At 45.2% G+C, this 26,523-nt stretch carries 29 protein-coding genes; 16 read left to right on the top strand and 13 right to left on the bottom strand.

Annotated elements, in window-relative coordinates:
* Positions 1 to 18: 18 nt before the first annotated feature.
* Complete coding sequence (locus E8Q33_RS03330; RefSeq protein WP_211116069.1) at positions 19 to 1,074, bottom strand: succinylglutamate desuccinylase/aspartoacylase family protein; 1,056 nt, start codon at positions 1,072 to 1,074, stop codon at positions 19 to 21.
* 273 nt (positions 1,075 to 1,347) lie between these two features.
* On the opposite strand from E8Q33_RS03330, the gene E8Q33_RS03325 reads away from it, so the two are divergent.
* Genes E8Q33_RS03325 through E8Q33_RS03315 form a run of 3 tightly spaced genes read left to right on the top strand, consistent with a single transcriptional unit; the run spans position 1,348 to position 3,685 of the window.
* Complete coding sequence (locus E8Q33_RS03325; RefSeq protein ID WP_069295509.1) at positions 1,348 to 1,653, top strand: iron uptake protein; 306 nt, start codon at positions 1,348 to 1,350, stop codon at positions 1,651 to 1,653.
* A 3-nt stretch (positions 1,654 to 1,656) separates the two neighbouring features.
* Positions 1,657 to 3,357: a PepSY domain-containing protein gene (locus E8Q33_RS03320; RefSeq protein WP_136552759.1), complete on the top strand. Its 1,701-nt coding sequence runs from the start codon at positions 1,657 to 1,659 to the stop codon at positions 3,355 to 3,357.
* Entirely contained in the window at positions 3,350 to 3,685 is a 336-nt protein-coding gene (locus E8Q33_RS03315) for a DUF3325 domain-containing protein (RefSeq protein WP_211116068.1), read from the top strand. The genes E8Q33_RS03320 and E8Q33_RS03315 overlap by 8 nt, the downstream gene beginning before the upstream one ends.
* A gap of 9 nt (positions 3,686 to 3,694) precedes the next feature.
* Here E8Q33_RS03315 and E8Q33_RS03310 read toward each other — a convergent pair whose 3' ends face one another.
* From E8Q33_RS03310 to htpG, 7 genes are all read right to left on the bottom strand, one after another.
* A complete protein-coding gene (locus E8Q33_RS03310) occupies positions 3,695 to 4,099 on the bottom strand; it encodes a phosphate-starvation-inducible PsiE family protein (RefSeq protein WP_069295511.1) in 405 nt (134 codons plus the stop codon).
* A gap of 113 nt (positions 4,100 to 4,212) precedes the next feature.
* Positions 4,213 to 4,806 (bottom strand): hypothetical protein, encoded by a 594-nt coding sequence (locus E8Q33_RS03305; RefSeq protein ID WP_136552757.1) that lies wholly within the window; start codon positions 4,804 to 4,806, stop codon positions 4,213 to 4,215.
* Positions 4,807 to 4,810: 4 nt separating this feature from the next.
* Positions 4,811 to 6,082: an NAD(P)/FAD-dependent oxidoreductase gene (locus tag E8Q33_RS03300; RefSeq protein WP_136552755.1), complete on the bottom strand. Its 1,272-nt coding sequence runs from the start codon at positions 6,080 to 6,082 to the stop codon at positions 4,811 to 4,813.
* Between the two features lie 12 nt (positions 6,083 to 6,094).
* Positions 6,095 to 6,478 (bottom strand): Hsp33 family molecular chaperone HslO, encoded by a 384-nt coding sequence (locus E8Q33_RS16380; protein WP_256369433.1) that lies wholly within the window; start codon positions 6,476 to 6,478, stop codon positions 6,095 to 6,097.
* Positions 6,478 to 6,990, bottom strand: a complete 513-nt coding sequence (locus E8Q33_RS16375; protein WP_256369432.1) for an Hsp33 family molecular chaperone HslO — start codon at positions 6,988 to 6,990, stop codon at positions 6,478 to 6,480. The genes E8Q33_RS16380 and E8Q33_RS16375 overlap by 1 nt, the downstream gene beginning before the upstream one ends.
* Before the next feature lie 126 nt (positions 6,991 to 7,116).
* A complete protein-coding gene (locus E8Q33_RS03290) occupies positions 7,117 to 8,148 on the bottom strand; it encodes a DUF2157 domain-containing protein (RefSeq protein ID WP_136552753.1) in 1,032 nt (343 codons plus the stop codon).
* 288 nt (positions 8,149 to 8,436) lie between these two features.
* Positions 8,437 to 10,344, bottom strand: a complete 1,908-nt coding sequence (gene htpG / locus E8Q33_RS03285; RefSeq protein WP_136552751.1) for a molecular chaperone HtpG — start codon at positions 10,342 to 10,344, stop codon at positions 8,437 to 8,439.
* A 210-nt stretch (positions 10,345 to 10,554) separates the two neighbouring features.
* Here htpG and E8Q33_RS03280 point away from each other — a divergent pair, with 210 nt between their 5' ends.
* From E8Q33_RS03280 to E8Q33_RS03245, 8 genes are all read left to right on the top strand, one after another.
* Positions 10,555 to 11,097 carry a RimK/LysX family protein gene (locus E8Q33_RS03280; RefSeq protein ID WP_136552749.1) on the top strand — a complete coding sequence of 181 codons (543 nt, stop codon included), beginning with the start codon at positions 10,555 to 10,557 and terminating at the stop codon, positions 11,095 to 11,097.
* Between the two features lie 156 nt (positions 11,098 to 11,253).
* A complete protein-coding gene (locus E8Q33_RS03275) occupies positions 11,254 to 12,003 on the top strand; it encodes an endonuclease/exonuclease/phosphatase family protein (RefSeq protein WP_136552748.1) in 750 nt (249 codons plus the stop codon).
* 69 nt (positions 12,004 to 12,072) lie between these two features.
* The gene (locus tag E8Q33_RS03270) at positions 12,073 to 12,552 is read left to right on the top strand and encodes a lipocalin-like domain-containing protein (protein ID WP_069295518.1); all 480 of its coding nucleotides are present in this window, start codon (positions 12,073 to 12,075) and stop codon (positions 12,550 to 12,552) included.
* 54 nt (positions 12,553 to 12,606) lie between these two features.
* Positions 12,607 to 13,542, top strand: coding sequence for a sodium-dependent bicarbonate transport family permease (locus E8Q33_RS03265; protein ID WP_136552744.1), 936 nt, complete (start codon positions 12,607 to 12,609; stop codon positions 13,540 to 13,542).
* A 90-nt stretch (positions 13,543 to 13,632) separates the two neighbouring features.
* Entirely contained in the window at positions 13,633 to 14,973 is a 1,341-nt protein-coding gene (locus tag E8Q33_RS03260; RefSeq protein WP_168800128.1) for an amidohydrolase family protein, read from the top strand.
* 256 nt (positions 14,974 to 15,229) lie between these two features.
* Positions 15,230 to 16,540: an MFS transporter gene (locus E8Q33_RS03255; protein WP_136552740.1), complete on the top strand. Its 1,311-nt coding sequence runs from the start codon at positions 15,230 to 15,232 to the stop codon at positions 16,538 to 16,540.
* Positions 16,541 to 16,665: 125 nt separating this feature from the next.
* Positions 16,666 to 17,580, top strand: a complete 915-nt coding sequence (locus E8Q33_RS03250; RefSeq protein WP_136552738.1) for a cation diffusion facilitator family transporter — start codon at positions 16,666 to 16,668, stop codon at positions 17,578 to 17,580.
* Between the two features lie 91 nt (positions 17,581 to 17,671).
* The gene (locus E8Q33_RS03245) at positions 17,672 to 18,004 is read left to right on the top strand and encodes a cold shock domain-containing protein (protein ID WP_136552736.1); all 333 of its coding nucleotides are present in this window, start codon (positions 17,672 to 17,674) and stop codon (positions 18,002 to 18,004) included.
* On the opposite strand, the gene fucP is transcribed toward E8Q33_RS03245, so the two are convergent.
* The 3 genes from fucP to E8Q33_RS03230 all read right to left on the bottom strand — a co-directional run bounded on the left by fucP (position 18,001) and on the right by E8Q33_RS03230 (position 20,532).
* Entirely contained in the window at positions 18,001 to 19,278 is a 1,278-nt protein-coding gene (gene fucP / locus E8Q33_RS03240) for an L-fucose:H+ symporter permease (protein WP_069295523.1), read from the bottom strand. The genes E8Q33_RS03245 and fucP overlap by 4 nt on opposite strands.
* Before the next feature lie 82 nt (positions 19,279 to 19,360).
* Positions 19,361 to 19,822, bottom strand: coding sequence for a thioesterase domain-containing protein (locus tag E8Q33_RS03235; protein ID WP_245652052.1), 462 nt, complete (start codon positions 19,820 to 19,822; stop codon positions 19,361 to 19,363).
* A complete protein-coding gene (locus E8Q33_RS03230) occupies positions 19,822 to 20,532 on the bottom strand; it encodes a type 1 glutamine amidotransferase (RefSeq protein ID WP_247869898.1) in 711 nt (236 codons plus the stop codon). Before E8Q33_RS03230 ends, E8Q33_RS03235 begins: the two co-directional genes overlap by 1 nt.
* Before the next feature lie 222 nt (positions 20,533 to 20,754).
* Between E8Q33_RS03230 and E8Q33_RS03225 the strand changes: the two genes are divergently transcribed.
* Both E8Q33_RS03225 and E8Q33_RS03220 read left to right on the top strand, forming a co-directional pair.
* The gene (locus tag E8Q33_RS03225; protein ID WP_136552734.1) at positions 20,755 to 21,291 is read left to right on the top strand and encodes an SgcJ/EcaC family oxidoreductase; all 537 of its coding nucleotides are present in this window, start codon (positions 20,755 to 20,757) and stop codon (positions 21,289 to 21,291) included.
* A gap of 94 nt (positions 21,292 to 21,385) precedes the next feature.
* Entirely contained in the window at positions 21,386 to 21,535 is a 150-nt protein-coding gene (locus E8Q33_RS03220) for a DUF3096 domain-containing protein (protein WP_084002930.1), read from the top strand.
* 106 nt (positions 21,536 to 21,641) lie between these two features.
* Here the strand turns inward: E8Q33_RS03220 and E8Q33_RS03215 are convergent, their stop codons facing one another.
* Entirely contained in the window at positions 21,642 to 21,965 is a 324-nt protein-coding gene (locus E8Q33_RS03215) for a hypothetical protein (protein ID WP_069295526.1), read from the bottom strand.
* A gap of 79 nt (positions 21,966 to 22,044) precedes the next feature.
* Positions 22,045 to 22,437 carry a gamma-glutamylcyclotransferase gene (locus E8Q33_RS03210; protein ID WP_136552732.1) on the bottom strand — a complete coding sequence of 131 codons (393 nt, stop codon included), beginning with the start codon at positions 22,435 to 22,437 and terminating at the stop codon, positions 22,045 to 22,047.
* 67 nt (positions 22,438 to 22,504) lie between these two features.
* On the opposite strand from E8Q33_RS03210, the gene gluQRS reads away from it, so the two are divergent.
* The 3 genes from gluQRS (at position 22,505) to E8Q33_RS03195 (ending at position 26,489) form a co-directional block, all read left to right on the top strand.
* Positions 22,505 to 23,455 carry a tRNA glutamyl-Q(34) synthetase GluQRS gene (gene gluQRS, locus E8Q33_RS03205; RefSeq protein WP_069295528.1) on the top strand — a complete coding sequence of 317 codons (951 nt, stop codon included), beginning with the start codon at positions 22,505 to 22,507 and terminating at the stop codon, positions 23,453 to 23,455.
* Positions 23,456 to 23,745: 290 nt separating this feature from the next.
* The gene (locus E8Q33_RS03200) at positions 23,746 to 26,043 is read left to right on the top strand and encodes a putative monovalent cation/H+ antiporter subunit A (protein ID WP_136552970.1); all 2,298 of its coding nucleotides are present in this window, start codon (positions 23,746 to 23,748) and stop codon (positions 26,041 to 26,043) included.
* Positions 26,043 to 26,489 (top strand): Na+/H+ antiporter subunit B, encoded by a 447-nt coding sequence (locus E8Q33_RS03195; protein ID WP_247869897.1) that lies wholly within the window; start codon positions 26,043 to 26,045, stop codon positions 26,487 to 26,489. The genes E8Q33_RS03200 and E8Q33_RS03195 overlap by 1 nt, the downstream gene beginning before the upstream one ends.
* Positions 26,490 to 26,523 lie beyond the last annotated feature (34 nt).

Here is a 26,523-nt window from a genome sequence, read left to right as displayed (position 1 = left end):
AGGCCATTGAGAGTTTATTTAGCTGTCTTGTTCTAGCCCAATCGTTACCGGTGTTTCACCTGTTTTAATTGGTGGGGTGTAGTTAATCATCATTACGATACCGCTAACTGGTGAGGTTAACTCGGCAACAATATTGCCAAAATAATCTCTGACATCACCGACGATGGTGCCCTCTTCAATGACACTGCCAATTTCAACTCGGGGGGTGAACAAACCATCGGCCGGGCTGGCAACGTATTTGAGTTTGTCGTAGATAACCGGGTTGGGGTGTGGGGTGGGTTTTCCGGGCAGCATTTCCAGAAAATACAGGGCATTTCGCGACAGCGTTAGCGTGTCTTCAACTGATTCTTCATCACGTTGGCCAAGGTGACCAATTTCAGTGGTTAGGCCCGGTTTGCCACGGGTCATGGCGGTATTCGGATAGGAAATGGAATTAGCCGGATCGCGTGGGCGTTCGCCATACATCACGATATGTTGCATGCCGATGGCTTTGGCAAATGCAAAGGTCAGATCATCCAGCTCTTTATTATCAACAAACGGTGAATAAACGTGTGGCAATAATTCCTGATTCCAGCTACCGGAGTGCATATCTATCAGAAAGTCCATGCGGCTGATAAATTCACGGGTGAAAAACTCGGCCAGTTGCTCGGTTGGTGTGCCATTTTTATCACCGGGGAACTCGCGATTGAGATTTTTATTATCTAAAGGGTGTAACGCAACCCGGCGTCCATGAAAGCCGGGCAAGTTGGCCAGATGCACCAGAATCAAGGTTCCCTTTAACTGTTTGGCATCAACTTCATCACGTAAACGTTGCAACGCCAACACGGCTGGAAACTCATCCCCATGAACTCCGGCGGTCAGTAATAAAACAGGGCCTGGTTGGGTCCCATGAATGACGGTAACAGGCACTTCAATATCATTTTCTTTGGCCATATAGGAATTGGATTGCCCAGCTTCAGTGAGCACGTTAGCTAATTCAAAGGGTGCCTGAGCAAATGCAGTGCTGCTTGTTAAAAACCAGACCACCAACATCCATCGTTCTATAAAGAAATGGCTTCTCTTGTTATTTTTCATGTTTATTCAAATTTCCTAAAGTTTGAAAGTCTTTGGCTTTACAGCACAACTTAGATTTATAGCATTGTTGTCAATAGGCCCAATGGTCTTTGTCCAGCTGACATTTGTGAAATGGTGACTGGCAGTTTGTAAGTCATTTTCTATTTTGAATTAAATCACTACTCACTATACAATGTGAATCTTAATTATTATCATTTAGCATCAAACTATATTTGCACCCCGCTTTGCTCAATCCAGGTGGTGCATTTTTGTTTTATAGACAGGTCCGATTTCATGCCGAATTTTTCATCTCCCGCCTGGCCGATTGCCAGCCGAATTTTTGCCAGTCTGGTCGGTGGCTATCTGTTCACCTGGGGCTTGATTGCCATCACCATTGCCGCGTTGATTCCATTGGGTATTGAATTTCATGATGTTGAAATGGGCATGCTGATGCTGGGGCTGCTGATCTATTTAAGTTTGTTTTTGTGGGGCATGGCCACCGATAAATTAATTTGGCTGTGGCTGATTCTGTTTGGGGGTGGGGTGACAATGACCGTGCTGGCCAGTGTTTTACAACAGTCATTTTTACAAGGAATTTAAACCATGTTCAGTAGCTTTCGACAGTCTATGGCCTGGCTGCATACCTGGTTTGGCCTGACTCTGGGTTTTATTCTGATGGTGGTGTTCTTTTTTGGCAGCCTGTCAGTATTTGATCGTGAAATTGATCGCTGGTCGATTCCGGAAAGCCGCTTTGAACCACAGGTAATGCCATCATTTGATGAGATGTTGTTACCGATTCTACGTTCGGTTGAACCGGAGGTGCAGGACTACAATACCAATATGCCGCTGCTGCATGATTTGAGTCAGGGGCCAATGACACCTCGCACCGAATTACCAGCTGATGAATTCTGGGCTTACACCACACATCGTGATCCGGTTTTAATAATGGGGGTCGGCTTTCTGGTGCCGCAGCCACTCGACCCTGAAGGTCATAATCATATTCATGGCAATATCACCATTGATCCACGCACTGGTAAAGCGTTCCCCGATGATCAGCTGAAAATCGGCAGCAAGTTTTTCTATCCCATGCATTACAGCCTGAACTGGAACTGGAATCGAATCGGGATTTATATCGTCGGCATTGCAGCATTTATTATGATGGCGGCCCTGGTCAGTGGCGTGATTATTCATCGCAAGCGTTTCCGTGAGTTCTTCACTTTCCGCCCCAACAAACAAACCCAACGCAGTGTACTGGATTTGCACAATCTCACGGGTATGGTTGCATTGCCGTTTCATTTCTTTTTTACCTTTACTGGCTTACTGATTTTTGCCAGTTTTTACTTTTTCCCGGTAACCCACACTCAGCTTGAACCGTTACATGATTATCATGAAATGGTTGAGGCAAGTGAAACAGGTCTGCCGCACAAGCGTGCTGGTGTTCCAACTGAAATCGCGTCTGTTGATGCGATGGTGGCTAAGGCCAAACAGCGCTGGGCTGAGAAAGATATGGCTGGCGAAGTTGGCTTTTTGAAAATCACTCATGTTGATGATGCCAACAGCTTTGTCAGTATTTATCGGGCTGGCAGTGATCGGGTGGCGTTGGTGGGTGAAGGTATGCATTTCAATGCCAGCACTGGCGAGTTAATTCGTGAAGAACCGCCCCGCTCTGCAGTATCTGAAATCAATGAGTTTCTGACTGGTCTGCATTTACAGCATTTTGAACATTGGCTGTTGCGTTGGTTATATGTGTTTGGTGGGCTGGTTGGGGCAATCTGTATTGCTACTGGCTTTATCTTCTTTGTCGAGAAACGTAAACGTCAACACACATTACAAGGCAGCTCAGGCAGTCAGGTGGTCGATGCACTTGCCGTAACCACCGTGACAGGTATGTTGGTGGCCACCGTGAGCATGCTGGTAGCAAACCGGTTATTACCTGCTGAAATGGTTGGTAAAGGTTATTGGGAACAGGTGGTGTTCTGGGGAAGCTGGAGTGTGATGTTATTGCATGCATTCTGGCGCAGTTCTGCAGTTCGCCATATGCACATTTCACCAGCATGGCGTGAACAAAGCATTTTATTTGCTGTGCTTGCTATCGCTGCCGTGATTCTCAACTGGATTACGACCGGTGATCATCTGCTGAAAACAATGTTCAATTACTGGCCGGTTGCAGGTGTAGATTTAACCTTGTTGGTCAGCAGTGGCATCGCTATTTATACCGCTATATACCTGAAAAAGCGTGAGAATGTGGCGGTAAATAAAGCCATTGAATTTTCAGCCCAGAAACTGGAGGCTAGCCGTGGTTGAAGTCGTTTGTTGGATAGCCGCCATTTTCACCACCATGATGGGCATGGCGAGTCTTTCTCTTAGTCTGCCAAATCACTGGCGTCAGGTGACTGGTATCGAAACCAGTCAGCCCACGCCATCCCAGCAAAATGCTTTGCGTATCTTCGGTTATCTCAGTCTGCTTGTATCGTTAGTGCTTTGTCTGGCAGCTGATCATCCAACCATGGCCGTTTTAGTATGGGTAATGCTCTTGGCATTAGCGGCCAAAGGCGTCGCCATGATTCTGACATGGCGTGAGCATTGGCTGAAGCCGTTGTTGTTGATGTTCAGCCGAACCGGGCTCAATTAAGCCATCGGCTTAATCAACGTTTTCACGATTTTTCTCAAACAGATTGGTTTTACAGTAATGAATGACAATTATTGATAAACCAAGCAAGAGAATCGCTACGGTAATGCCCAGAATCCGCCAGGTATCAATGTTTTTCATATCCAAGATTAGATAGCGTGCCAGCGCAACAATCGCGATATACAAGGGAAATTTGATGGGTAACTCACCTGACTGGTAATAAACTGCCACCATGGTGAGCACTTCAAGATAGATAAACAGCAGTAATAAATCCGTCAGCAGTACGGTGCCATTTTCAAACATGAAATTGATTTCGATAACCACGGCAACCAGCGTGGCGATGGCAACAACGATCAACCCTGTATCCTGAGCAATTGCCAGACTGTGATTAACTAAATCTTTAAGCTTCTTTGCCATGAACTAACCCCAATAGATTTTGCAAAGTGGATAGTATCAGTTTTGAGAAAATGCACTTGTCTGGAATTCCAAATATTTACGTTTAATGCTGGACTAAGAGACAAGCTGTTTGGCTAGTGTCGAACCTGCCAATTCGATAATAATTGCCAACCATGGATTTCACTACCCAACTCGGTGAGCCATTGGCCAATTATCTGATTGGAATTATGCCGGACACTATAGGCCATTGGATGATGCACAAATTCGAGATCATAATCTTGTCGATAAATCTTTGAGTCTTGATTTTGAAGGTAAATGGTTTCGAGTTTGTACTGTAGAGCATCAACTGCAGAAGCTTCAGCTTCAAGTGGCACGGCCTTTATCACCGAAATCCTCACTTGTTTGTAAACATTTTCCAGTGTCGCCGGACCCGAAAGTTGTTTACGGCCTAGTGCGGCTTTGGTGGGAGCAAACACGGCTCGCAACCCAGACCAAAAACTGGTTTTTCCTTCAGCATAGTATCGCCAATCGCCATAAGAATAACGTGCCAGATTGCCATGTTTATCTTCAATGACCAGACTGGAATGCTGACCGTGGTCGAGTACAAATACAGCTCGTGGCGTTTCGGGAGTGGTTGGTGGTGTAATCCGGCCAGAACAGCCGCTTAATATCAGTGAAATACAAACCAGTAATATCAGCCAACCCGTTCTGATAGAAGTTATTTTCATAACATTATTTAATTTTGCTGATTCCAAAACAACGCAGCAGACAACGTTCGTAAAAAGATTCAGGCAGGCCACGTTTCATACGGAACAGAAAATATTTTTCAAACGCGATTTTTGCCATTTGCACCCAGCGGCCTTTTTTCATCCAGGCCAAATTACGGGGTGGAATTTGCGGCAACGCGACAAACGCGGCACCGGTGTGACCCATATCGGCCAGACAAACGGCATTTAAACTGGCTCGGGTTTCAATTGGTCGATCTTCAATGGCAGCCTGAATATTGGCAACGGCTGCTTTGGCCATGCTTTCAATCATATAGCCGGTTTTAGGCACGCCAACCGGTAAAGCTGTCGCTTCAACTGGCGGTATGGCGACACAAACACCGACACCATAAATATTTGGGTAAGCAGGATTACGCTGGAATTCATCAACTTTGAGAAAGCCGCGAGGATTGACCAAGTCATCACCAAGATTGGCAACACACTCGACTCCTTTAAACGCTGGGATCATCATGCTGTAATCAAAAGCCAGTTGATGCGTCTTGACGGTCTCGGCATTATCGTCCACCTGCTCGACCAGCATTTTGCCTTTGCTGATGGATTTGACCCGGGCATTAGTGATCCACTTGATATCATTTTTGCGAAACTCGGATTCAAACAGCCCTTTTGAATCGCCTACCCCACCTAAGCCCATATGGCCAATATAAGGTTCGGGCGTGACAAATGTCATCGGCACCCGATCCCGCACTTTAGCCTTGCGTAATGCCCGATTCATAATAAAGGCAAATTCATAGGCCGGACCAAAACAGGAAGCACCCTGTACTGCACCAACGACAATCGGCCCGGGATTTTTCAATAAATCACGCCATGCCTGATAACTATCTTCGGCATGACCTACTGTGCAGATAGAATGAGTGTGAGCTTGTGGTCCAAAACCTTCGATTTCATCAAAAGCCAATTTGGCCCCAGTGGCGATAATCAGATAATCGTAATTGAGAATCGTGTTATCGCCCAATAAAACCTGATTGGTTTCCGGTTTGATTTTGCTGGCACCGGAATCGTAGAAATCAATATTTTTACTGGATAAAACAGAGGCCAATTCAAAGCTGATATCAGCACGTTTTCGCCAGCCCACGGCTACCCAGGGATTACTGGGCACAAAGTGAAAGATTGGGGTATTTGAAACCACACTGATATGGTGCGTTTTGTCGAGAGCTGCCCGGCATTCATAAGCAGCGGGTAGACCGCCGGTACTCGCACCGATAATGACAATATGCGCCATGATTATTCCTGGTTAATGCAATGTGTCTGAATCATTCTGAATATTCAGCGGATCACTAAACAAACCTGCCACATCCACCGGATCAAACTGATAATGTGTATTGCAGAACTCACAGGCCAACTCAACCATTCCGCGTTCGGCAATAATCTCTTCAGCTTCCTGTCGCCCAAGTAGCTTGATGGTGTCAGCCACTCGTTGACGTGAACAGGTACAGGCAAATTCCAATACGGTTGTGCTCAAAAGTCTCACCATTTCTTCATGAAATAAACGATATAACAACGAGACTGCATCCAGGTTCAGCAGTTCATCATTAGTAACCGTTTCGGCAAGAAAATTGATTCGATTCCAGTTTTCATCGTGTTGTTCTGGATCTTGTTCGGGCAATTGTTGCAACATTAAACGCCGGCGGTGTGTTCATCCGTGGCTAACCAGATACGGGTTTTTAATTGCTCAGACTGAGCGAAATACATTTCCAGCATTTCAGCAATGGTTTCGCCTTGCACGCTGACGATGCCTTGATAAGGCTGTTTAGCTTCAACATTTTCAATAGTTATTGCCAGATTACCCTCGCCTAGCAATTCTTGCATAGTGGCATCATCGGCAATTTCGCCATTCCAGTTTGCCAGACCTCTTAAGGTGTGGTCACTGGTGCATTCAACCATTAATAAAGAAACCGGCCCGTTGGAACGACATTGCAATACCAAACGGCCAGACATTTTCACCGTCTCGGCCAATAACGCTGCTGCAGAGAGCATTTGTCCCAATAGAGATGCGACCGCGGGGGGATATTCGCGTTGAACCTTAACGGTCTGCCAGGTTTCTTTCAGCTGTACCCATTCACCGCGAATGGCTGCATTATCGAAAATAAAACGTTGTAAATGATCTGCCTGAATGGCGTCTTCTTGCATGATGATTCCTCATACTGCTTTTAAGCAGGAGATAATGTGGCAATTGAAATGCCAGACGATAAGCGGCATTTTAACGTATCTGTAATCAAGTGGGGTTTAAGCTTGTGAAGTTCAAGCCATAAACTTTCAGCTGCTTTTAGCAGCTAAAAATTCCCGCAGGGCTGCGGGCAAATGCGCTTGAATATTTTCACTGATTTGCTGCTCATGTTTTTGCCACAACACACCCAGATAAATCAGTCCGAGACCGATAGCCGTCAGTGCAATCGGAAACAACAGACTGTCCTTGAACACCACATTGGCCAGATGCCCAAGATAAAACGCCGAGCCCAGTGCACCAAATATCACAAATACCCGGCGGGCAATGACTACGCCGACACCAATCATTAATAAATTGATTGTGAAATAAATGAACTTCGACAGTTCACTATCCGAGTATTGGGAAGTCATGCCGCCCCAGAAGGCGATCACACCAAACAAATACAACCAGAACGCATAATCGCCCGATTTGTAGCCCCGCATATCTACCCAGAACGCAAACAGTGTAATCGCCAGACCAAAATACATCGACACCAATGCACGCAGTTCATAGTTGGCATAGCCACCCACAATCATTGCGGCGATATCCATCGACAAATACCACAACGTCACTGCAATCGGCATCAATAAAAATGGATAACGGTAGCGATAAAAAATCATTGCCCCCACAGCCAGAGTGCCCAGCTCCATAAACAGCCAATGCCACTGAATATAACGATGATAATCGCGATAAACACTATCATCAGGCCACCAGCCCATTGCCTGCTGCAAACCATAAATTGCCAAGGGTGTCAGTGCTACCACAAAGGTCGCACAAATCCCGGCAGGAATGGCCAAACCTTTTGTTTCAAAATGATTCGCCAGCTTTAGTCCAACACCGGCATAAGCCAGACTGATAAAAAAGATCCCCCAACCACCAAAGCTTTCCCAGCCCAGGGTCATAAACAAGGTCATAGCACCAATGGCAATCAAGCCACCCATGTAATAAAGCACATGGGTAAAGTCAAAACTGGGGCCGGTTGTCGGTTGAGATTTGAAGAAATCGAATAGCTTATCCGCTTGATCCTGCGAGATAAGATCTTGCTTCACTGCCAAATCAAGCTGTTTTTTTGTGATGTTCATCTGCGCTATCCCTCGCGATGGTTATTGTATTTATATCGAGGAGTTAGATTGTGATTTGCTGGAGTTTATTTATCAAGTGAAAGGGAATTCGAAGTAAACCAATGTGACGCTGTATATGGCTCAGGAAGAGTTGAAATTGGATGGTTGGGTTTCATGCTTCAACCCAACCTACCATGGGCAAATGTGCTCTGGATCCAAGATTTTGGGGTTACGATTAACTGGTCAAGATAATAAAGAGAATAAAATTGTCCATGACTCCGGCAAATGGAGTCATGGACTGGTTTTTAATTAAGCGCGTTGCAATAGCATTGCGTTAAGTTTTTTCACGAAGCTGGCAGGATCTTCCAGTTGTCCACCTTCGGCCAATAAGGCCTGGTCAAACAAGATGGATGTCCAGTCACCGAATTGTTCATCGTTCTGTTCGTCTTTCAGTTTGGCGACCATTGGATGTTCCGGATTGAGTTCCAGAATCGGCTTGCTGGCTGAAACCTGTTGGCCTGCAGCTTTAAGCATACGTTCCAGATTACCGCTCATATCGTAATTGTCCGCCACCAGACAGGCTGGGGAATCGGTCAGTCGATGTGTAATACGTACATCTTTTACTTTGTCGTCCAGCGTTTTCTTGACGCGCTCAATCAGATCTTCGAAGTTTTTCTCAACTTCTTCGTGCGCTTTTTTCTCTGCTTCGTCTTCCAGCTCACCCAGATCCAAATCGCCTTTGGCTACTGATTGCAGATGTTTACCATCAAAGTCAGTCAGTGAGTTGACCAGCCATTCATCGACGCGGTCAGTAAGTAGCAGGACTTCAATGCCTTTCTTACGGAACACTTCCAGATGCGGGCTGTTCTTCGCAGCCGCAAAGCTCTCGGCAGTGATGTAATAGATTTTGTCCTGCTTGTCTTTCATCCGGCTGACATAGTCTTCCAGTGAAACAGTTTGATCAGCATTCCCGGTTTCGGTGCTGGCAAAGCGCAGTAGTTTGGCCAACGCTTCTTTGTTGGCAAAGTCTTCGCCCGGACCTTCTTTGATGACCTGACCAAATTCTTTCCAGAACTCAGCATATTGTTCAGGTTCGTTGTTAGCCATTTTGTTCAGTTCAGAGATGATTTTCTTTACTGAAGCAGCACGGATGGTATCAATGACTTTACTGCTTTGCAGAATTTCACGCGATACGTTTAATGGCAGATCGTTGGTATCAATCACCCCGCGAATAAAGCGCAGGTAACGTGGCATCAGCTGTTCGCTGTCTTCCATGATGAATACACGTTTCACATACAGCTTAATGCCATGCATGCGATCGCGATCCCACAGATCAAATGGCGCTTTAGAAGGGATATACAGCAGAGATGTGTATTCGGTATTACCTTCGACTTTGTTGTGGCTCCAGGTCAATGGATCCTGGAAGTCATGAGCGATTTGTTTATAAAATTCTTTGTATTGTTCTTCAGTAATGTCGTTTTTAGACAGTGTCCATAATGCAGTGGCTTTGTTGACTGTCTCGTCTTCGATGATGCTTTCATCGATTTTGCCTTCTTCGTCAGGCACTGGCTCTTTTTGCATGACGATTGGCATATTGATGTGATCCGAGTATTTACGGATGACATTACGCAGACGCCAGCTATTTAAAAATTCATCTTCACCTTCACGCAGATGCAGGGTGACTTCAGTACCGCGAGTAGCTTTTTCAATGGTTTCAATATTGAACTCGCCTTCACCAGCCGATTCCCATAACACGCCATGCTCTTTGGTGGTGCCGGCACGACGGGTTTTCAGCGTGACTTTATCGGCTACGATAAATGCTGAATAAAAGCCCACACCGAATTGACCGATAAGTTGTGAATCTTTGGCTTGATCGCCAGTTAACTGACCAAAAAATGCTTTAGTGCCACTGCGTGCAATCGTACCGATATTGTCGATAACTTCCTGACGGGTCATGCCAATACCGTTATCACTAATGGTGATGGTACGGGCATCTTTATCAAAGGTGACACGGATATTCAGATCACCATCTTCTTCGTATAACGCATCATCTGAGAGCGCTTCAAAACGCAATTTGTCAGCGGCATCGGCCGCGTTAGAAATCAGCTCACGCAGAAAAATTTCTTTGTTGCTGTACAGCGAATGAATCATCAAATTAAGAAGTTGTTTAACTTCTGTCTGGAAACCCATGGTTTCTTTATGTGCATCAACGCCCATTTCTGTATTGCCTCCATCTGGCTGTTTTAACGATAGCTCACAGATGGGGTCATGCTGATAAATATCAATAGTGTTGTGCCATAAAAAAACTATAAATCTTTAAAATCAACTATTTGTAACAATTTCAGGTTAGATTCATCTTTGTCGTGTTAGCCTGTTCCCGGCCATGATGCCCACCCAATTCCAAAAAAAATGAAAAGGATAGACAGCATGCGTAAATTAACTTTGAGCCTTTTATTGGCGTTTAGCCTGACCGCTCATGCCGAAGAAAATAAAATAGATCTTGAAGAGCAATCTGTGCTCGGTCATCAAGAAATCGTTACGTTATTTCCCGGTGAAATCAAAACCAATGCACGTATTGATACCGGTGCAGCGACAAATTCCATGTATGCCATCGACACTAAAGTGTTTGAGGAAAATGGTGAAAAACAGATTCGTTTTAAATTCGTTGATCACGAAGACAATGAACATGAAATCACTCGTCCATTGGTTGATACGGTCACCGTAACTCAAGCCAGTGGTGAACAAACTCGCTATGTGGTCGAAATGGGTTTGTGTGTTGGTGATTATTATGAAGAAACGCGTTTTACACTGGCTGATCGCAGCAATATGACCTTCCCAATTTTGGTAGGCCGTAACTTTTTAGAAAATTCATTACTAGTCAGTTCAGCTGAAAAAATGATCGCTTCACCAGAATGTGAAGTAAAACTGGCTAAGAAAGATCCGGAAGAACTTCCCGTTGTACAACACTGATCAGCTGTAACTTTAGTATAAGAGCCACATTAGAAAGCGCTGCTCGTCTTTGAGCAGGCGTTTTTTTTTGATTTAACGGGATAGTTTTAACCTCAATAATATTTCCTTCACAAAAGAGATGTTATGGTATGGCTTTAGCTAATTTTCAGAGATGGAATGTCAAAACAATCACTTAGAATCCTGACTTACAACCTGCATAAAGGCTTTAATACCGGCAATCGGCAGTTCATCCTGCATGAAATGCGTGAAGCATTACGCGAAGCCGATGCAGATATTATGTTGTTGCAGGAAATTCAAGGTGAACATACTGGTCATGAGCTGAAGCAGCAGCTTTGGCCTGGTCCGCATTGTGATTTTATTGCTGAAGATATCTGGCCACATTTTGCCTATGCCAAAAATGCGGTGTACAGCGTCGGCCATCACGGCAACGCCATTCTCAGCAAATATGCTTTGCAAAGTTGGGAAAATATTAATGTTTCACCCTACACCTGGGCCAGCCGCAGTTTGTTACACGGCGTCATCCATATCCCCGATACCCAACAAGAACTGCATATTGTCTGTCTGCATCTTGGCCTGACAGGAACCGAACGCAAACGTCAGTTACAAACGTTATGTGAGCGTATTGATGAGCATGTACCGCACGGTGTACCACTTATAGTTGCCGGTGATTTTAATGACTGGAACGGCCAGGCAGAAAAACATTTCACTCAACGATTAGATTTGAAAGAAGCCTTTCGTACCTTGCATAAAACCCATGCACGAACCTGGCCTTCGTGGATGCCGATTTTCAAGATGGATCGTATTTACTATCGCGGGCTTGAACCAACGTCTTGTGAGTGTCCGCCCCACTCTTCTTGGAAAACGCTTTCTGATCACGCGCCATTGATTGCTGCCTTTGAGTTTTAGAACCCGTTTATTTAACGAAACCTGCTGAAATACTTCAGCGCTCCGCTAACTTCAATAAAGGAAATGATTATGTTGAAAACATTATCCACCGTAATGCTTGCGACGTTTATGTCTACCAGCTTTGCTAACGACGAAAGCCAAATGCATGGTGCATGGAAACTGGTGTCTTATGAAGTCGAAGTGCAGGAAACGGGAGAAATGTTTCATCCTATGGGTAAGAAGCCCACTGGCTATGTGGTGTTTACCCCTGAACAACGGGTTTGGTTTGTGTTAACCGGTGAAGGTCGTAAACCAGCGAAAACCGTTGAAGATAAAGCAGCTTTATTAGATACCATTATTTCGTACACTGGCGGATATCGAATTGAAGACAACATGTGGATTACCAGCGTGGAAGTCGCCTGGAACCCAGAATGGGTCGATACAGAACAAGCGCGTGAATTCAAAATTGATGGTGAACGTCTGCAAGTTTTCACCCCATGGCGAGTGATGCCAAATTGGCCGGAAAAAGACATGACCCGCAGTATCGTGACTTTTGAACGCTCAGAGTAGGAAATAAACTCAAATTGAATTAAAGTGCGCGGCATATAAGTTAAAGGAGTAAATATGCCTGACATCGTGGTCATGTTTTTTCTACTGGGTTTAGTGGGTGGACTGGTTAAGTCTGATTTGGCTATTCCTAAAGCAGCTTACGATGTTTTAAGTCTGTTATTGATGCTGACTATCGGCCTCAAAGGCGGTATGGCATTACATGGCAATATGGGTTGGAGTCTGCTACCTGAGCTAATGTCAGTGGCATTATTAGGCTTTTTAATCCCGCTAATTCTATTTCCGCTATTGTGGAAAGTGGTTCGATTGAATTTGGCTGATAGTGCCAGTTTCGCTGCCCACTACGGTTCAGTCAGCGCCGGTACTTTTGCTGTGGCACTGGCCTACGCCGAAAGCAATGAAATGCTGGTTGGCGGTCAGGTAACTCTTTACTTGGTACTACTGGAATTACCCGCAATTGTTATCGGCTTGATGTTATATCGGCATTTTAGTGGAGTAAAAAATGCCGCATCGGGTGGCATGATGAGTATCTTGCACGAGTCATTAACTAACCGAGGCGTGATTCTGCTGGTTGGCGGGGTGTTAATTGGTTGGATGTACGGTCCACGGCAAGGTGCCGGAGTTACCGACTTATACACCGGTGCATTTATGGGTGTGCTCGCTTTATTCCTGTTAGAGATGGGTATTGTTGCTGCCGAAGCATTAAGTAAATTATCTCGCGATAAAATTCCAGTGGTGATATTTGCCATTGTTGCGCCGACCGTGTTGGCGTTAGCCGGATTATTTACCGGTAAATTGCTGGGGCTACCGGACGGTTCGGTATTAATCCTGGCAAGTTTAACCGCCAGTGCTTCCTATATCGCAGCACCGGTTGCAGTTCGATCAGCTATTCCACAAGCCGATATTGGCTTAGCCATGTTGGCGGCTTTGGGGCTGACCTTCCCATTTAATGTGATTGTCGGTATTCCGCTGTATCACAGCCTGATTGGTTAATCAGTGGCTTTTATTTCTAACCAATTGGATGGAACCCTGACAGACGAACTCAGTCGCACTAATAACCTAGCCTGAAACATGGAGTTATTAATGTCTGTATTTCGTCAACTATCACTTTTTGGTTTGCTCAGTTTATTGCTTCTTTCTACTGTACGAGCTGACTCCAACTCCACAATCGCCATTGACTCTGCAAGGTTATTTGATGGTGAACAAGTCATTGAACAGGCCCGAATGGTGATTGAAAATGACACTATTGTGGCTGTTGGCTCACAACAAGAAATTGCTATTCCCGCTCAAGCTCGTCATCTCACCTATGCAAATCGTTTCATCATGCCTGGTTTGATTGCAGCACATTCTCATGTCGGAACCGTTTCAGGATTAGAACATGGCGGTGACTTCTACAGTCGCGAAACTGTGATGCGTGATCTAGCCCAGTTTCAACGATATGGTGTGGTTGCCGTTAATGCATTAGGGCTTAATCGTCCGTTATTCCATGAGTTACGAAATGAAATGCGTGGCAGCCATCATCGAGGTGCTGATTTATATGGTGCTGGTGCCGGGGTAGGAGCTGTTGATGGTGCACCACCAGAAGATCGAATGGGTTTAACGGAAGATCAGGCAGAACGTCCAGCCACTCTCGCAGCAGCACGTTTAGCCGTCAGACAAATGCATGATGCAGGTATTGATATGGTGAAAGTCTGGGTCGATGGAATGGGAGGTGACGTTCCCACCATGCCAGCCGAAATTTATCAGGCAGCTTTTGAAGAAGCACAGTCTCTGGGACTGCCATCCGCCGCCCATATTCATTATCTGGATGATGCCAAAGGCGTGGTGGCTGCAGGTGTGAATGTTGTTGCTCACGGGGTACGTGATACCGATGTGGATCAGGAATTTATTGATTTGATGCTGGCTGGAGATGTCTGGTATGTACCCACTATCAATATCAACGAAGCAGAATATATCTATGCTCAACATCCTGAATGGCTGCATGATCCATTTTTTACTGACAGCCTGAGTCCAGAACTGCAGCAGCAATTGAGTGACGATTCCTGGCGTGAAGCAGTCTTGGCGAAAAGTGAAAAAAACCGTCAGTCGGTTAACTACAACATTAAAAACCTGACAAAACTGCACAATGCCGGAGTCAAAATTGCTTTGGGTACGGATTCCGGAGCAACGGCCTTGAGGATTCCTGGATTTGCTGAGCACCGTGAACTGGAATTGATGGTGCAGGCAGGCATGTCACCCACCGCTGTTTTACAGGCCGCGACAGCTAATGCAGCAGCGATGATGCAATTGCCTAATCGGGGGCGATTGGCTGCCGGTTATCAAGCTGACTTTCTGGTTCTGTCCGCCGATCCGACCTTTAATATTCTTGCCAGCAGACAGATTGTCGAAGTCTGGCGTTACGGAATTCAACAAGAAAAATTCTGAAGCTGATAACTTCGGTTCAACTATTGCATAGTTTTGCTGAAGGTTGATATCACGCTACTGAAATTTATTAGGTTTGATCGCTCAGATTACGATACAGCGCCAGTCTCTTAGGGTTGGCGTATTTCTTAACAACGCTTAATCTGGTTTCATCATGCTTTATTGTGGTGCGATTAAACCATTGCAGGTCGTCATTTAGACTCATTTCGGAGTTATTAAACAGATAAAACTAATTGTTTGAGCATTGAAGGAGCAATGGATGCATTCGTTAGCACTGCTAAAACCTATTCAATCAATATTGTTTAGCGTGGCGCTATTGTTGCTGGGCAATGGATTGATTAGTACCCTGCTCACTTTACGTGGCACCAGTGAAGGATTTTCCAGTGCCGTCATGGGCATGATCATGTCGGCCTATTTTGTCGGATTTATCTGTGGTACCTGGGTAAGCGGTCGTTTAATCCGCCGGATGGGCCATATCCGCACTTTTGCTTTCTGCGCCTCGGTCTGCGCCACCACCACACTCTTGCACGTACTCTTTATCGATCAGTGGGCCTGGATGGGCTTTCGTTTCTTTTATGGTTTGGCTTACATCACCTTAATGACAGTGATTGAAAGCTGGCTCAATAGCCAAGCTGCCAGCCATGAGCGTGGAAAGATCTTCGCGTTTTACATGGTGGTTAACTTAGGTGCGCTTGCCATTGCTCAACAAATGCTCAATCTTGATTCACCGGAAGGCTTTTTGTTATTTGCCTTGGTATCCATTCTAGTCAGTTGGGCGATTTTGCCTTTGACATTGACCCGTCGTAACCAACCGAATATTGCGACAGAAAGACCTAAAAGCAGTCTAAAAAGCTTATTGAAAATTGCTCCATTAGCAGTTGCCGGAGCAGCCTTGTCCGGGTTGGCAATGGGCGCTTTCTGGTCCATGACACCGATTTATGCCACACAACTCGGTTATGACATCAGCGGCATCGCGATGATCATGAGCTTAACCATTATCGGTGGTGCTGTTTTGCAGATCCCCATTGGTCGCTATTCCGATAAACATGATCGCCCCAAAGTTATGACCTGGGTGGTCATGCTGGCTGCTGCCATATCGATAATAATGATCATCGTGCCCACGCAAAAACTGCTGCTCAGTATGTTTTTTATTTGGGGCGGCCTGGCGTTTTCCATTTATCCATTATCCGTTGCCCAGTTAATCGATCAGCTGCATCCGGATGAAATCGTTTCGGGTTCCTCCGATATGCTGGTACTGCATGGTGCGGGCTGTGCGTTTGCTCCAGTGCTATCCGGTTCATTAATGACCGTACTGGGGCCGCATGGATTACCAATCTATATTGGTTTGGTATTGTTATTACTTGGTGGCTACACCATTTACCGTCGGCGTCGTGTGGTCGATCTGGTGAGTGGTCAAAACGCCCATTTTGAACCAATGGTACAAACCAGTGCTCAAGCATTGAATATGATGTTTGATCAACAACAACGTGATTTGTTTGATGATCCGAGTTTTTACGGGGAAGAAGAACAAAACCGCATTATCAATGCCTTGCGGCAAAGTGGTTCTTAAATACTAACGTTTTTCTAGACATTCACTTTAATAAACGTGATCCTTGCCAGGCTGAAAGCTCTGCCGGCTTGAACTCAATATTTAGGCTGGCAAAAGCTTTGCTATCACTTGATCACGGAAGCAAAATGGAACATCACCACCCTCACCATCACGAAGTCGCTAACTATAACCGCGCTTTTGCCATCGGTATCAGCTTAAATGTGGTGTTTGTCATTGTTGAAGCCAGCTATGGCATTTTAGCTGGTTCGATGGCGCTATTAGCGGATGCCGGACATAACTTAAGTGATGTGGTGAGTTTGATACTCGCATGGGGTGCCAGCATTCTGGCGAAAAAAGCCGCCACAGCGAAACGCACTTATGGTTTTCGCAAAGCCACTGTGATGGCGGCCCTAATAAGCTCCATCATGTTGTTTATTGCTTTAGGCGCTATCGCCTGGGAATCGATCAATAGAATGTTAAATCCCCAGCCGGTTGAAGGCATGACCGTAATTGTTGTTGCCAGCATCGGTGTAGTAATCAACACCATCACTGCGCTGTTGTTTTTTAAGGGTCAAAAACAGGATTTAAATATTCGCGGTGCCTTTCTACATATGGCTGCCGATGCGGCTGTATCGCTAGGGGTTGTAATTGCCGGATTGTTTATTCTGTTCAAAGGTTGGTTATGGATTGACCCACTCGTCAGCCTGTTGATTGTGGCGATTATTTTGGTGGGTACCTGGCGCTTATTTCGTGAATCGTTCAATTATGCAATGGACGCTGTACCGGAAAATATTGATCTGCAAAAAATTCAGCAGTATTTACTGGATTTGGAACAGGTCGACTCACTGCATGATTTACATGTCTGGCCATTAAGCACCAGTGAAACGGCATTAACCGCGCATTTAGTGGTGAAAAATAATCCATTGGACAACGCATTTTTAGCCCAACTGCAACATGATCTGCATGATCATTTTGATATTGAGCATGTAACAATTCAGCTGGAATCCATTGAGCAAGCCAGTTTATGTTTGCTCGGTAGCAACAATGAGTGTCATCGTTAAGCCATTTAATCAAAGATGATTTACCCTTCCTCACTCACAGCAACTCTGTTATGGTGCCTCACTTATCACTGACTGGCGCTAAGTAATCAAGATGCATGGAAAGTTAATTAAGTGGAAAGATGACAGAGGTTTTGGCTTTATCCTCTGCGAGCATAATCAACAGGAAGTCTTTGTACATATTTCCGCCTTTCCAAGCGGCAGCCCGCGCCCCAAAGTCGGTGAAATGCTGGATTTTGAAATTGAAACCACAAAAGATGGTAAAACCCGAGCCATAAATATCATTCGTGCAGATTCAAAAACTAAGGCTTCGCCAATGAAGCTCAGTAAAACACCTGGTAAAACCACCAAATCAATCAGTATCATAATCGCATTGATAGTGGTTGTTTTGATTGCGGTAAGCGTTTCTCAAACATTCAGCTTCTAACACGCTCTTTTAGAGCGCACATCAAAATAGCCATAGGCAGCGACCACCAGAAAACAGGCTGCAGGAACAATATAGGAAATCGCCGTATTAAATACGTCGATCAACGCTCCCTGAAACAACGGCATAATCGCACCGCCGAGAATCGCCATCACCAGTCCAGCCGCACCAAATTTGGTATCTTCGCCCAAGCCTTTTAATGCCACTCCGTAGATAGTCGGGAACATCAGCGACAAACAGGCCGAAATAGAAACGATGGCCCAAACTCCGGAAATAGTTGGACTCAACATGGCAAATAAACATAAAGCGCTGCCAGTTAAGGCGAGTATGGTCATCAACACCGTTGGCCGGACATAGCCCATCAACCAGGTCATCGCAAAACGGGACACCAAAAACACCAGCAAACTGTATTGCAAATAAATACTGGCATCGGCTGCGGTACCGCCCATCGCCTGCTGCACATACTGAATGGTGAAGGTCCAGACGCAGACTTGTGCCGCTACATTAAAAAATTGAGCAATAACGCCAAATCGGTAATGGGTATTGGCCATCAAGCGTTTAAATATCTGTGCGAAATGTAATTCACCGATGCTCGACACCACCGCTTCACGTGGTTTTGGCACTTTGGAAAACAAAATCATCAGCCAAATCAACAACAAAGCCGCCGCCATGCTCACATAAGGCAACATCACGGCTTTAAGTTCCGCGGCTTGTACCAGCTTTAATTCTTCAACCGTCATTAACGCCCGATCAGCAGCTTCGGCAATATGCAAATTGGGCAGGATTAATGTAGCGGCTAGAAAAACGCCTAGATTAGTCCCAACCGGATTAAAGGCTTGCGCCAGATTGAGTCTGCGTGTGGCATTTTCTAATGGGCCCATCGCCATCACAAAGGGATTGGCCGAAGTTTCCAGAATCGATAATCCAGAGGCCAGAATAAATAACGCCGCGAGAAAATAATGATAATTCATTGCCAGACTGGCAGGATAAAACGCTAAGGCACCGATTACCGCCAACCCTAAACCGCATAAAACACCAGTTTTATAGGAATATCGGCGGTTAATAAAAGCGGCGGGTATTGCCAGACAAAAGTATGCCCCGTAATAAGCAAATTGCACTAAGGCAGATTGCAAGGTGCTCATGGCAAAGATTTGACTGAACACTTTGACCAATGGATCGGTCATATTCGCTGCCACACCCCAGGCAGCAAAACAGGTGATCAATAAAATAAACACCAGTCGCATTTCTGGGTAGACAAAGGGCTTTTTGACCGACATAACGTTCAGGCTCCGTACTGCTCGCAGGCTTTTTACCTGAGTGTAACAGTAATTTAATGGAACCCGAGATAGCTGAGATTATTTACTTATCGCCAAATAACGCTACAAAATCACCTGAGAATTTGCCTGCCATTTTTTGATCGCTATATAAACTGGCCACCACACTTATCCGTGCTTTGCCTTTGCGTCGTAATGTGGTGAGAAATGTCGGCCAATCCTCTTCATCTACCAATACCGCAGTGGCCGTAAACTCTTGCGTCATGGGTTTCAGATAAGCCATTTCATTGCGTTGAATCACCAAACGCGAGGCTATCCCCTCTTCTGCCAAACGGGTATGCAATAACGACCAGGCCGACAAAATAGCTAATGTCGAAGCACTGCCACCAAATACCGTTTCCTGATGATTAATATTGGGGGCTAATGGTGCAGCCAAAGTTAGTGTCTGCTGATTTATATCCAGCACTGACACCTGCATTGCAGCTGACAATGGGATATGTTGGTGCAGATACCGTTGTAATTGTTGAGTTTTGCTCATAACAGTCATTAGTTTTTAAGCTCATGTTGTGCAGTATGTAAATACTGCAGCACTGCATTCATTAGTTGATTAATAGCGTGATAATTGTGTACATCAACTGACAGAATCTCAGTCGCAGATTGCACGTAGAGTGCTGGTTGTAGCTCATCAGCACAGTGTTCAACCAGAGCTTGAACAGAGTCCGGTGTTGTTTCCAGATGAAACTGCAGACCGATCACGGAGTTTCCCAACTGAAAAGCCTGGTTTCGACAACCATAACTTTCGGCGATCCGTTCAGCGCCTTCGGGTAAATCAAAGGTTTCACCATGCCAGTGAAATACGCTGGCTGTTTCAGGAAACTGGAATGCCAATGCATTATTGTTTGACACTGCTTGAATCGGCCACCAGCCGATTTCTTTTTCTTTATTTGGATATACTCTGCCGCCCATGGCATTTGCGATCAACTGGGCTCCTAAACAAATTCCCAGTAGCGGTTTACCAGTCGCTATAAATTGCTGAATAAACTGCTTCTCTGCTGCCAGCCAAGGATATTGAGCTTCGTCGTTGACACTCATTGGTCCGCCCATCACTACCAGAAAATCCACAGCCCCAACTTCAGGCAAATCAGTTTGCTGATAAAACTGCGTTGAACTTATCTGATAACCATTACTTTTTAACCAGACATCAATACTGCCCAGCCCTTCAAAGGCAACATGCTGAAAATAATGTGCTTGCATCATTTATCCTGACTTATTTTGCTTATCGCGTAATGATATCCGTCTAATATTTAAGCATTGTGAATTTTAATAGTCTAACAGGTGATTTTTTACCAGCAATCAGTGGGAGCATTTCCTCGGCGTGGTAAAAAGTGATACGGTAAAAACCATCCTGACCAACGAAAAATAGTCAGCGAAAGTTATTCTGCTGATGGTACAGGCCTATCATTCAATGGAGGACAGACAATGACTCAGTACGTTTCTTCACCCCAATTTAGACTGAAATTGATTTTACCACTGATTTTTGGCCTAACCCTTACGGCTTGTGCACCAGAACCTGAGGTACATGCCGCTCAAATCAGCGAAGACGAAATTCAAAACTTATTTGAACGTTGGAATCAGTCACTGCAAACCGGTGACCCGGCAGCGGTTACTGCCAATTACGCTTCTAACGCTGTGTTATTGCCAACGGTTTCCAATAAGGTTCGTACTAATCACACTGAAATTGAAGACTATTTCGTGCATTTTCTGGAACTGAGTCCGTATGGCCGCATCGACGAAAGACATATCGCAGTAAATGATGGCATCGCGATAGATACCGGGATCTATACTTTTGATGTCACTAAAGATGGTGAACAAAAGCAGGTTCAGGCGCGTTATAACTTTGTCTACGAACGTCAGAATGATGGTGAATGGCTGATCGTCAATCATCACTCATCTGCGATGCCTGAAGTCATCGTCGATGAGCCAGAGTTGTTAGAAGACATGCTGATTGAGGGATAATGAGGCGAAATTTGCTGCCTGATGTTGTTCTACAAGACATTCAGGCATACTTTGTGGGTAACAATAAAAACAACATCTACAGCGAGGAAATAAAATGACAATTGCACTCACGCCCCTGATTTCATTGATTGCCGGTATTCTGATTTTGCTGGTACCACGATTACTGAACTATATCGTAGCCATTTATCTAATCATTATCGGTTTGGTTGGCATCTTTGGCGGTAATTTAAACTTTACCCCCTGATCCACCAGTAAAACTGACAAAAAAGAAGGCGGTGTTCCAATAGGAACCCGCCTTTTTTATTACCAAATAATCAGATAGCCACAGTGTAACCGCTTAGAAAATGAGGTTAATCATCGCGTCTGCTGATAATTTCACCTTCGATGATATTGCTCTCATTTTGCGATTGCTGTTTTTGCTGTCGATGAAATTGCTGATGTTGCTGACCAGCTTCAGTTGCTTTTCGCATTTGTCTGCGTGCCCGATACAACATCAAGGGGATAAGGATCCAGCTTAACAACACTACAAACACCAGCAGTGTCAGAGTCAGCATCATCACTAGCCCTAAAATAATCCAGGCAAAAATCCGCTGCAGTAAACCTGCTGATTGCAGCTGCCTGAATTGTTGTTGCCAAGCTTGAGTTTGCTGGCGAAAAGCATCTGAACGAAACATAGAACCTCTTTTTTCAAGCTTTTAAAGCGCTTGTTTGAATAACCTAAAGCCAGTAGCAAAACCTAATGGCACAAAGTACTTATGGATTGAGATAGTCACCCGAGGTGATAAGTTTCAATCCTGTTGTTGGCCGATTATAAAGATAAACCCATGCGTTAAGCTGACCACCATCGGCAAGTGTAATATTTTGCCGGCTGCGAACGTATTCGTGCGGTTCGCAAAAGCTGGCAGAACATTCTTCATAATCATCCAGCTCAGCTAACAGCAGTTCATTATTTTTGATCAGATAAAGCTCACCGATAACTTGCTGCCGTGAGTCATCGCTTAAAATTACACCCGGATAATGACTGACTTGATACAAGCTGCCTTGCAATCGGCCCAACGCAATAAACTCACAATATCGATGCAGCAAATCATGACGGGCGGTGTCTTTACGTAAGGTGCCATAAACAAATAGATAGTCTTCAGTCATACTCTCAGGGCTGTGAAATAGATAAATTGCTTGTTACATTCTACGTGGTGAATTATCTCAACTAAATATGAATTCAGACTTAACAGCTCATCATTACATCGGACGTTTCGCTCCCTCACCCACCGGACCATTGCATTTTGGTTCTCTGGTGACCGCTACTGCCAGCTTTCTGGATGCTCGTTCAAATGGTGGCAAATGGCTGGTGCGGATGGAAGATCTGGATAAACCACGAGAAGTCGTGGGTGCTGCAAAGGATATTCTCGATACCCTAGAGAGCTTTGGTTTTCATTGGGATGATGAAGTACTGTTTCAAAGCCAGCGCACTCAGCTTTATCAAAACACACTGGAGCAGTTGCAATCATTAAATCTGGCTTATACCTGCGGCTGTAGTCGAAAGGAAATTAATGCCAGTGCTGTTTTGGGAATTGACGGTCCGGTGTATCCGGGGTTTTGTCGACAGGGATTAGCTACTGGAAAACGAGCACGAACCTGGCGGCTTAGGGTTAATGATCAACCGATATCGTTTGAGGATTTGATTCAGGGTGAACAATCGCAGCTCTTATCACAGCAGGTAGGGGATTTTGTGATCCGTCGTGGGGATGGTTTATTTGCCTATCAGTTAGCAGTGGTTGTCGATGATGCTTTGCAAGGTATAACACATATTGTTCGAGGAGCCGATCTGCTGGATTCAACCCCAAGACAACTGTTTTTGCAGCAGCAACTGGGTTTCACCACTCCGGCCTATGCTCATGTTCCAATCGCGACCAATCTGCAAGGTGAAAAACTCAGCAAACAAACTCGCGCTCAACCCGTCAAGCTACGAGATAGCGGCGTTGTATTATGTCGAGTATTACGATTTCTTGGTCTGCAGCCACCGATAGAACTGGCACATGTTCCACTTGATGAATTATGGAAGTGGGCAATACAGCATTGGCAGGTGCAAAACGTACCCAAACTACGCCGACAAGTCACGTTGATTCCGACAGCAAGCGATATTGAGCGACATTTAGGTCTATGAGCGACTTTATTGCCTGCGCAATTCACTGCTATTTTTAGTTTTTGTTACCCTCGACTTTTTATTCATTCTGCAGCTGTACATTAAATAAGATACAAGTCGCATTGATACATTATTTTTCTGCTGTGTTTTTACGGCTTTTCTTGCACAGTCGGCCGCTGTCGACTATGCTCACAGGCAACTTTTCCCACTCTTAGTTGACTGAAGTCACAGCTAAAGAATGACAAATTCACGTTTTTTATAATGGAATTGTCAGCTCGGTTGTGAGCTGAATTCAGGAGATATTGGATACGATGTTATTTGCCGTTTTATCAGGCTTTATTTTGGCAATGTTTACGCCGCTGCTGCAGCCTGTTGCCCAGAATAAAACTGGCTGGATTTTGGCGATATTGCCCCTATCCTTGACGCTGTACTTTGCCAGCTTTGTCCCTGCGGTAAGTCAGGGTGAGGTTATCTATCAAGAGTGGCAATGGCTGCCGGGGATGGACATCAATCTGAGCTTTATGCTCGATGGCTTGTCTTTACTTTTTGCGTTGCTGATTAGTTTTATCGGCATATTCATTTTCATCTACGCTGGCAGCTATCTACACGGGCACAAATCAATAGCTCGCTTTTTTGTCATTATGCTGGCCTTTATGGCGTCAATGCTGGGTTTGGTGCTTTCCGATAATCTGATCAGCCTGTTTGTGTTCTGGGAATTAACCAGCATTACCTCGTATCTGCTGATTGGCTTTGATCACGAAGACGAATCAGCACGCCGTTCAGCATTACAAGGTTTGTTTGTTGCCGTCGGCGGTGGTTTGGCTCTGATGGCCGGGCTGATTATGCTGGCCACTGTCGGTGGCAGTTATCAGCTTTCAGAGATATTAACAGCGTCTGACAGCGTGCTGGAAAGTTCGCTGGCCGTTGGCATGATTATCTGTATTTTACTGGGTACATTTACCAAGTCTGCACAATTCCCCTTTCATTTCTGGTTGCCCAATGCGATGGCGGCACCTACACCGGTATCGGCATATCTGCATTCAGCAACCATGGTCAAAGCCGGGATTTATTTAATGGCACGGCTGAACCCGGCCTTTACCGAGCATGCATTGTGGACAGTTTCACTCAGCCTGTTTGGGGCTATCACTATGTTTGTCGGGGCTTACCTGGCCTACAGCGCGACCGATATCAAGAAAGTGTTGGCTTATTCCACGGTAATGGCGCTGGGCACGTTAACCATGTTGCTCGGTATAGGCACCGAATATGCGTTGATTGCTTTTACCTGTTTCCTGCTGGCCCACTCGTTATACAAGGCAGCACTGTTTATGCTGGCAGGCGCGATTGATCACGAGATTGGCACTAAAGATTTAACCTTGATGGGCGGTTTGCGAAGCAAAATGCCACGTACTGCAGTGATTACTGCTATCGCTGCATTATCGCTTGCCGGGATGCCGCCATTATTTGGTTTTATCGCCAAAGAAGCCATGTTTGAGGCGGTACTTGGCAATGATAGCTATCAAGCATTGATACTCATATTAGCCCTGGCTGCAGCAATGCTGGTAATGGCTATTGCAGCAGTGGTTGCTATCAAACCTTTTTATGGGGAATTACGTTCTACCCCGAAAAAACCTCATGAAGCGCCTTTGGCAATGTTGATTGGCCCGGCGATTCTGGCGGTATTGTCGCTTATGTTTGGTTTGCTGCCGTGGGTTCCCCAAAACTCCATTCTGAGCGCGACTGTCAATGCGGTGTCAGTGACTCCAGCCAGTTTTTCATTGGCCTTATGGCATGGTTTTAATCTGCCATTGCTGTTGTCGGTTATTGCCTTAATTGGCGGTATTTTACTGTTTGTGTTTTGGCAAAAAACACGGCCAGCCATAGGGCATTTAACAACACAAGCCAGTCGTTTCGGACCGGAAGCTGGCTATTTCAGCATGATGAATGGCATCACCTATATCGCCAGTTGGCAAACCAGGCTACTGCAAAATGGCAAGCTGGGTAATTACATGATTGTGATGATCCTGACCACAGTCATTCTGGTCGGTTACACCTTGTTGAGTCAGTATGGGTTGAACGTGTATCTCAATGTAGAAGGCATCGCTTTTTACGAATTTTTCATTGTGTTATTGATGCTGCTCGCCACCATATATGCCATTTCAACCCGTTCACGCTTAGGAGCAGTAGCTAGTATGGGTGTGCTGGGCTTTACCGTGGCTTTAGTGTTTATACATTTCAGTGCCCCGGATTTAGGTATTACTCAGGTGCTGGTAGAAACGCTTACCGTAATTTTGCTGGTATTGGTGCTATTCAAATTGCCGGGCTTCTCCCGTTATTCAAGTCGCTACGAAGTAATTCGTGATGCCAGCGTGGCGGTGTTGATGGGTGTGTTAATGACCTTACTGACACTGGCTGCAATTGACGTACAGTTTTTTGAAACCATTTCAGGATTCTTTGTTGAATCCAGTTACCCGCTGGCTAAAGGTCGCAATATCGTCAATGTGATTCTGGTCGATTTTCGGGCACTGGATACGCTGGGTGAAATATTTGTGCTGGCCATTGCCGCCTTGGGGGTTTTCTCGATGCTCAAACTGCGTGCTGAGGAAAAATAATGGACGATAACAAACCCAAAATAATGACATTCAATACACTGATCCTGCATACGGCGGCGTTATTTTTATTGCCATTGCAGTTAATTTTTTCAGTGTTTTTATTATTACGCGGCCATGATGAACCAGGTGGTGGCTTTATTGCTGGACTGGTCGCTTCAGGGGCATTTGTGTTGTATCTGTTTGCCCATGGTGTGGCCTCGACCCGTGAAATTATGCGGGTGGAACCGCGCGATTTGCTGGCATTAGGTTTGTTGCTGGGTTTATCCGCGATGTTTCCGGGCATGCTCAATGGCGAAGCTTTTCTTACTGCGCAATGGTGGGAATTTTCACTGGGCGATACCCAAGTCAAATTATCGACTGTGTTGATATTCGATATCGGTGTTTATTTTGCGGTATTGGGGACGATTCTGACCATCGTGATGTCACTGACGGAGTCTGAAGAGTGAACAATAAACTGAATTTTCAACAGGAGGTTTCAGC

The sequence above is a fragment of the Methylophaga sp. SB9B genome, from assembly GCF_004832235.1.
Lineage (GTDB): Bacteria > Pseudomonadota > Gammaproteobacteria > Nitrosococcales > Methylophagaceae > Methylophaga > Methylophaga muralis.
This window is presented reverse-complemented; position numbering and strand designations above follow the sequence as displayed.

Coding starts and splice junctions, on each gene's coding strand:
- E8Q33_RS03235 (WP_245652052.1), bottom strand. CDS start 19,822: ATGACTGTTATGAGCAAAACTCAACAATTACAACGGTATCTGCACCAA.
- E8Q33_RS03270 (WP_069295518.1), top strand. CDS start 12,073: ATGTTGAAAACATTATCCACCGTAATGCTTGCGACGTTTATGTCTACC.
- E8Q33_RS03260 (WP_168800128.1), top strand. CDS start 13,633: ATGTCTGTATTTCGTCAACTATCACTTTTTGGTTTGCTCAGTTTATTG.
- E8Q33_RS16375 (WP_256369432.1), bottom strand. CDS start 6,990: ATGCAAGAAGACGCCATTCAGGCAGATCATTTACAACGTTTTATTTTC.
- E8Q33_RS03325 (WP_069295509.1), top strand. CDS start 1,348: ATGCCGAATTTTTCATCTCCCGCCTGGCCGATTGCCAGCCGAATTTTT.
- E8Q33_RS03225 (WP_136552734.1), top strand. CDS start 20,755: ATGACTCAGTACGTTTCTTCACCCCAATTTAGACTGAAATTGATTTTA.
- E8Q33_RS03275 (WP_136552748.1), top strand. CDS start 11,254: ATGTCAAAACAATCACTTAGAATCCTGACTTACAACCTGCATAAAGGC.
- E8Q33_RS03290 (WP_136552753.1), bottom strand. CDS start 8,148: ATGAACATCACAAAAAAACAGCTTGATTTGGCAGTGAAGCAAGATCTT.
- E8Q33_RS03300 (WP_136552755.1), bottom strand. CDS start 6,082: ATGGCGCATATTGTCATTATCGGTGCGAGTACCGGCGGTCTACCCGCT.
- E8Q33_RS03200 (WP_136552970.1), top strand. CDS start 23,746: ATGTTATTTGCCGTTTTATCAGGCTTTATTTTGGCAATGTTTACGCCG.
- gluQRS (WP_069295528.1), top strand. CDS start 22,505: ATGAATTCAGACTTAACAGCTCATCATTACATCGGACGTTTCGCTCCC.
- E8Q33_RS03220 (WP_084002930.1), top strand. CDS start 21,386: ATGACAATTGCACTCACGCCCCTGATTTCATTGATTGCCGGTATTCTG.
- E8Q33_RS03250 (WP_136552738.1), top strand. CDS start 16,666: ATGGAACATCACCACCCTCACCATCACGAAGTCGCTAACTATAACCGC.
- E8Q33_RS03280 (WP_136552749.1), top strand. CDS start 10,555: ATGCGTAAATTAACTTTGAGCCTTTTATTGGCGTTTAGCCTGACCGCT.
- E8Q33_RS03195 (WP_247869897.1), top strand. CDS start 26,043: ATGGACGATAACAAACCCAAAATAATGACATTCAATACACTGATCCTG.
- E8Q33_RS03215 (WP_069295526.1), bottom strand. CDS start 21,965: ATGTTTCGTTCAGATGCTTTTCGCCAGCAAACTCAAGCTTGGCAACAA.
- htpG (WP_136552751.1), bottom strand. CDS start 10,344: ATGGGCGTTGATGCACATAAAGAAACCATGGGTTTCCAGACAGAAGTT.
- E8Q33_RS03330 (WP_211116069.1), bottom strand. CDS start 1,074: ATGAAAAATAACAAGAGAAGCCATTTCTTTATAGAACGATGGATGTTG.
- E8Q33_RS16380 (WP_256369433.1), bottom strand. CDS start 6,478: ATGTTGCAACAATTGCCCGAACAAGATCCAGAACAACACGATGAAAAC.
- E8Q33_RS03305 (WP_136552757.1), bottom strand. CDS start 4,806: ATGAAAATAACTTCTATCAGAACGGGTTGGCTGATATTACTGGTTTGT.
- E8Q33_RS03255 (WP_136552740.1), top strand. CDS start 15,230: ATGCATTCGTTAGCACTGCTAAAACCTATTCAATCAATATTGTTTAGC.
- E8Q33_RS03230 (WP_247869898.1), bottom strand. CDS start 20,532: ATGATGCAAGCACATTATTTTCAGCATGTTGCCTTTGAAGGGCTGGGC.
- E8Q33_RS03265 (WP_136552744.1), top strand. CDS start 12,607: ATGCCTGACATCGTGGTCATGTTTTTTCTACTGGGTTTAGTGGGTGGA.
- E8Q33_RS03245 (WP_136552736.1), top strand. CDS start 17,672: ATGCATGGAAAGTTAATTAAGTGGAAAGATGACAGAGGTTTTGGCTTT.
- fucP (WP_069295523.1), bottom strand. CDS start 19,278: ATGTCGGTCAAAAAGCCCTTTGTCTACCCAGAAATGCGACTGGTGTTT.
- E8Q33_RS03210 (WP_136552732.1), bottom strand. CDS start 22,437: ATGACTGAAGACTATCTATTTGTTTATGGCACCTTACGTAAAGACACC.
- E8Q33_RS03310 (WP_069295511.1), bottom strand. CDS start 4,099: ATGGCAAAGAAGCTTAAAGATTTAGTTAATCACAGTCTGGCAATTGCT.
- E8Q33_RS03320 (WP_136552759.1), top strand. CDS start 1,657: ATGTTCAGTAGCTTTCGACAGTCTATGGCCTGGCTGCATACCTGGTTT.